This window comes from Mesorhizobium sp. M7A.F.Ca.US.007.01.2.1 (assembly GCF_003998165.1).
Lineage (GTDB): Bacteria > Pseudomonadota > Alphaproteobacteria > Rhizobiales > Rhizobiaceae > Mesorhizobium > Mesorhizobium ciceri.
On record NZ_RZQP01000307.1, the window covers coordinates 1 to 6,065 of the forward strand.

A 6,065-nucleotide genomic window follows, 5' to 3' on the forward strand; every position below is an offset into this window, starting at 1 on the left:
GATAGCATCGGCGTCGACGACGCTGATGATTTCTGTGGGTCTGGGATTTGTCAGTCCTTGGCTGATTCTCGGGTTAGGTTTCCTGGCCGGCTGCGGCTTTGCCTTGAATGATCCGGCTTGGCACGCTTCGGTCGGCGATATCCTTCACAAACGCGACATTCCGGCCGCAGTGACGCTTATGTCCGTCGGATACAACATTGTGCGCAGCGTTGGTCCAGCCTTGGGGGGCGTGATCCTGGCCGTCTTTGGGCCGCTGGCCGCTTTCGCCTTGGCTGCGGTGAGTGATCTGGCGCCCATAAGCGCGATATGGCGCACCAAATGGGAGGTCCGCTCTTCGCCTCTCCCTCGTGAGAGAATGACGACGGCAATTCATGACGGAGTGCGCTTTACGGCGATGTCTTTGGAGATCAGGGCAGCGACCGCCCGAGCCGCTCTTTTCGGGTTGGCAAGCATCTCCATTCTGGCGTTGCTCCCCCTCGTCGTCCGGGATCAGTTGAAGAGTGGGCCAATTGTCTACGGTATCTTATTGGCCGGCTTCGGCATGGGTGCTTTCATCGCGGGTATGGGCAACGGCTTCTTGAGGAAGGTCACGTCTCAAAACAGGCTGGTGGCCTTCGCCTCTGTGGCTTGTGCAGTCTGTTGCCTCTCCCTTGCCCTTACATCGTCGCTTCCTGTGGCGGCCATTTCGCTGGCGCTCGGCGGAGCGGGTTGGCTTATCACCTGGACGGGCATTGACGTGTCGGTGCAGTTGGCAAGCCCAAGGTGGGTTGTAGGCCGCACGCTCTCCATTTACTACGCCTTGAGCGCAGGCGGTATGGCTGCTGGCAGCTGGATCTGGGGTTCTGTCGCGCAAAACTATTCCTTGACCTCAGCATTGGAGGGCGCCGCAGGCGCTCTGTTGCTGGTTGCAGCAGCGGGGATCGTGTTGCCGGTCCGTCCCTGGGAAGAAACCGATCAAGAAAGTTCAGTTTTTCATCCGCCGGACGTGGCTCTCGATCTGAAACCCAGAAGTGGCCCTATCGTGGCCAAGGTCGAGTATTTGATATCGGAGGAAAATATCGAGGCCTTTCTGGGCTCCATGCGCACGCGGCGACACGTCCAGAGCCGTGCCGGTGCACGAAACTGGACGCTCCAGCGAAATCTGCAAACACCGTCACTTTGGACGGAGACATTCCGCACCCCCACCTGGATGGACTTTCTCCGCCTAAATCATCGACTCACCGCAGCAGATAAGGAAGTCGCCCAGCATCTCCTGTCACTGCATGAAGGAGAGGTGCCTCCGCAGACAGTGCTTTCGATTGAACGGACGACCGAGGCAATTCGTACCCGTACCTCGACAATCTTTTCTCGTCCTCCAAGATGACGCCATCAAGCTGCTGTCCAGGGACAGGGTGGATCACCGGTGCTTTGCAGAGCACAGCCTCACACCGAGAGCAGCGTGCTCCGGGTTGTGCGCTTTCGCGCGCACCCAGGCGAGATGATGGTGAACGCGGCGTCAAGTGGAAGTCCCCTGCATACGCTTGCGGAGTCTTCTGCGAGAGCCCATGCCGACGAGCGCCAAACAAGGTCTGATGCCTTTCGGCGTCGTGGCCTCAACTCATCGATTCGCGAGAAAAGCATCGAATGCAGCAGCAACGGCGCGAACAACAAAGCGGTGCTCCGGCCGCACGCGGATGAAGCCGTTTTCGACGTCCAGGATCCCCTCCTCAGCCAGCGTCACCAAACTCTCAACTGAATCGAGAAAACGAGCTGGTTCGATTTCGTGGGCGGCACAGATGGTCGGCACGTCGGCCTCCAAATCGCACATCAGTCGCTCGATGATCGCTGCGCGCACCCGGTCATCGTCGGTCAGACGGTGACCCTTTGATGTCGCCAGACGTCCACTTGCGATGTGCCGGGCGTAAGAATCCCGTGTTACTTCGTTCTGAACATACCCCTCGCGGACTCGGCCAATAGCCGACGCGCCGAAGCCGATCACGTTTTGCAAGTATCGGCCGAGTATCCCAGCGAATTACGCCGTAGGCGCCCGGTCTTCTGGCGCTAGCGCAAGTTCGTCGTCCGGCGGAGCGAAATGATCGAGCCCGATCTCCCGGTAGCCAGCGCCAACCAGTGTCTCGGCGACAGTTGCAGCCTGTTCGGCGCGAAGATCGCCGTCCGGTAGACCTGCCTGCTCGATTAGGCGCTGATTCTTTATCACGGAAGGAATATGCGCGTATCCGAACACCGCAAGCCGGTTGGGGCGCATGGCGACCGCAGCCATCGCGGTCTGGATGCAGGACTGCACAGTCTGTTTCGGTAGACCGAAGATGAGGTCGAAGTTGATATGGCCAACGCCATGCCGGCGGAGATTTTGGACTGCAGCGGCCGTCTGCACCTTACTCTGGATCCGATTGATCGCCTTTGCACATCGGGATCAAAGCTCTGCATCCGATGCTCGCGCGGTTGACACCGTTAGCTGCCAGGGCTTCGGCCATTTCCGGTGTGAACGTTCGGGGATCGATCTCCACGGCGATCGCAGCAGTTTTGCTGAAAGCGAAGTGGCGGCGTAGAAATTCCATCAGCGCCAAGTGCTCGGCTGGCCCGATAAGGTGAGGCGTTCCGCCGCCGAAATGCACATCGCTCACCGGCAGCCCTTGCCGCACTTGCTCCGACACCAAACTGATCTCCTGACGCAGCACCGCTAAATAATTAAGGATCGGGCCGTTGCGACGGATGACCGCGGTAGGGAAGCCGCAATACCAGCACATGGATCGGCAAAACGGAATGTGGAAATAGAGCGACACCGATTCGTCGGCCGGGAGGCCCCCCAGCCATTCCTCATAATCGTCAGCACCAACTGCCGCAGAGAAGTCTGGCACAGTCGGATAGATGGTATACCAAGGCGGCCGGGGGTCCCGGTACTTTGTCAGGATTGAGGTGTGCAAGGAGCTGTCATCCCACGTCGCTCATCCATCATTCTTTCGTTGCGCGCTCGTCCTGGTCTCTGACCTAAGTCAGTGCGTCCCGCTTATGTCGCAGTCTCGTTTGGACAGGATGGGGTCAACCACGCCGGGGAGCGCGCGTGCCATGGTTGCGCCTGAGGTGATGGTGCGGTGCCGCATTCAACGTCTGAGTACGTGACGCCAGTGCAGTGTGCTTGAGGCGTCTGCGGAAGAACTTTGCAATGCGAAATTCATGTCCGACGCAACGGACCTGTCAAGCCTCGTTCAGACGCCATCCAGGTCCAGCCAGCGGCCTTCCCTGCCGGCCGAAAAACCATACCGGCTTTAGCCACCGAGACGCTCTAAAGCTGACGTCGGCTCATTTGATGAAAGGAGGACGCCGCTAGGGGGTGCACAAGGTTCCCCGGCTTGACGTCGCTTCGAGCGAAGAGCGGTGTGGCTTGTCGTCAAGCGCCGGGCAGCGTGCCCCCTACCGATATCCCGAAAAGATCGACCAAGATGGCCATGCCGACGCCACACGCGGTCTGGATGAGGCCGACCATGAAAATGCGATTGGCGCGTTCGTAGATGGGGCGCCGCAAGGAACTCATGTCGAGCAGCATGGACAGCGCTCTCATCTGCAGTGCGATGCCGAGCAGGATCGGCACTACGGCGAACAGATCGTAGAGTTGCCATGGCAAGGGGTTCGCGGCCCAATGAGTGAGGAAGCCGAGGGAAAAGGCAAGCAGGATACCCACGGCAGTGATTGTGCCGTTGCGGAAAATGGTCTCGATCGGTTCTTCCTTCGGATCGTGCTCGTCCAAGCGGCTTCCTTTCGTTGCTCTTTCCGTCGAGACTAAGTTCTCGAGAATACTGTTCATCGCCAATTACTCGAGGCGAGCCGTAGGCAGCCGTTTCAGGGTGCGCTCCCTCTCGCTTCCGGCCGCGCAATGTACCTGCACGGCGAACTTACAGCGGCGAAAAGGTGCTGCGGCCACCATGCGACGCCTCGGACGTGCACGCCCTCTGTTCCTGGCGCAGCCCTTGCGGAGCGTACGCGCAGTGATCCTTCTCGGTAGCGGATGGCGCGGCCTCCGTTGCGGTCAGACGGGAAGCCGTCGCTGTTAAACGAGACTGTCACATATCGAACATGGCGAACCGTGTCGCACATTTCTTTTCGCAGTGACCCTCAAAAAAAGTGATTCCAGCGAGACGAAGGCGCGTCGGCCCGATTTTGGTGTCGGCCGCATCTACGCTTCAGGTTGGCATGTCGCTTGCTGCTCTATTCGGAGAGCTGCAGCGGTCCGACCGGAGTGTTTCACATGTAAACGATAATGAATCTCCTAGCAGAAAACACTATTATAAGTACATGTGGCTTTTACGCTGGCTCACCTCTCGTGTCAAGCGCTTTGGCGTCCACATATTGGAGACAACACGCACAAAATTTAGAGGAAAAGCTTGCTCTTTCGCCTCTATCCTTTTTATTCCTTCATGGAGATCTAGACATGTACATCAAGAGTCCTCTTCTCGGCTTAACTGCTCTGATGACCATTTCCGTCGGTCGAGCAGCTGGCGCCGAGCGGGAACCGGCCGAGTACATCAAGATCTGCGACGTCCTCGGCTCGGGATATTCCTATATTCCCAACACCGAGACCTGCCTGCGCATCGGCGGCTATGTCCGTTACGATATCGGCCTGGGTGACGTCCGATCGTATGACAGCGCAAGAACCTCGGACGTGAGAACTGGCGAGGACCAAGGCACTTGGCGAAACAGCACACGCTTCACGTTCAAAACTTGGACCGGCCAGCAGACCGAGCTCGGCGCGTTGACGACCTATACCGAAACCCAGGTGAATTTTGGCAACAGCGCTAACTCGCATGACAGTCCTCAGAACTATGATTTCAACAGCGGCCTCGCACTGGCTTCTGCCTGGGTCGAGCTGGGAGGCCTGCGAGTTGGCAAGGAGGGGTCGGCCTTCGATACGTTTGCAAGCTACGCTGGCAACGTTCTCGATAGTATGCTCGTTCCGTCGGCCGGCTTCGACACCAACGTGGCTCAGTACCACTTCGACGCCGGCAACGGCATTTCGACTGTGATTTCGCTCGAACAAGGATCGGGCTCAGCCGGTACTATCGACAGCTATATTCCGCACGTTGTCGCCGGCTTGAAATACACGCAAGGCTGGGGCTCGATCATCGGCGTCGCGGCTTATGACAGCAATTACGAAGCTTTTGCCGGCAAGATCCGCGTCGACGTCGCTGTCACAAACCAGCTGTCGCTGTTTGGACTCTTCGGCTACGGTTCCAATGCCAGTCTCAACGAGGACTCAAACGGCGCAATTGCCAATCATGGGCGCGGCTCGTACAAAATCTGGAACGGCCAGTGGGCTTTCTGGGCGGGCGCCACCTACGAGTTTGACGAGAAAACTTCGTTCAACCTTCAGGTCTCGGGTGATCAGCTCAAGGATGCTGGTGTGGCTGCAAACGTCGCCTACATGGTCGTTCCCGGCTTCACGGTCACAGCCGAGGTCGATTACGACCACTACGGCAACTCTGGCCTCGGCCCTGCCGAGCCTACCGCCGTCAAGGGCACGAGCAAGCCGAACAGCGTCGGCGGCATTCTCCGCTTACAAGGCTCATTTTGAAATCTCTCCAGTCGCGAGCATGGCAAAGGCACTTGCCTCGACAACGCACGCATGGAGAGCTTCGTTCGCCATCTTGAAGTCTGCATCGACCGTCCACGGCCCATCGTACCAACTAGAAACTGAAAGTTATGAGCCCTGTGTACTACACCTAGCCCTTGACCTGCCCGATGAACCGGCCAGGGGCCGTCAGTTCAAATTCGGGGCCGTTTAGAGGGCAGTGTGAGGCCGTGTTAGGTAAGCGCCACTGCAATGTCGAGGCCGCGACACGCCTGTCGCTTTGGACGGCTGGAATTGCCCTTCGCGGCGCCATTCATTCTCTCAACATTTACGTGATAATGCACGCTGAGTCCGAGCCGCGTGGCAGCACCCATCCTAGGTGTGAGCTTTCGAGAGGTTGTCCATTCGGACCGGACCGAGGAGACTGGAGTTACCACGCTTCAGCATCCATCGGAGGGTCCGAATGAACATCCACAAGAATGCCCGTCTCACACCGCTGCGT

Annotated in this window: 3 protein-coding genes and 1 pseudogene; 2 read left to right on the forward strand and 2 right to left on the reverse strand. The window is 58.3% G+C overall.

Annotated elements, in window-relative coordinates; translation table 11 throughout:
* Positions 1 to 1,363 (forward strand): MFS transporter (locus EN949_RS31995; protein WP_127371895.1); only part of this gene is annotated, 1,363 nt, incomplete at its 5' end.
* A gap of 234 nt (positions 1,364 to 1,597) precedes the next feature.
* Here EN949_RS31995 and hemN read toward each other — a convergent pair.
* A pseudogene (hemN, locus tag EN949_RS32000) lies at positions 1,598 to 2,924 on the reverse strand (oxygen-independent coproporphyrinogen III oxidase).
* A gap of 464 nt (positions 2,925 to 3,388) precedes the next feature.
* Complete coding sequence (locus EN949_RS32005) at positions 3,389 to 3,745, reverse strand: hypothetical protein (protein ID WP_024505577.1); 357 nt, start codon at positions 3,743 to 3,745, stop codon at positions 3,389 to 3,391.
* A 681-nt stretch (positions 3,746 to 4,426) separates the two neighbouring features.
* Here EN949_RS32005 and EN949_RS32010 point away from each other — a divergent pair.
* The gene (locus tag EN949_RS32010) at positions 4,427 to 5,566 is read left to right on the forward strand and encodes a porin (RefSeq protein WP_063169258.1); all 1,140 of its coding nucleotides are present in this window, start codon (positions 4,427 to 4,429) and stop codon (positions 5,564 to 5,566) included.
* The last annotated feature ends 499 nt before the right edge of the window (positions 5,567 to 6,065 follow it).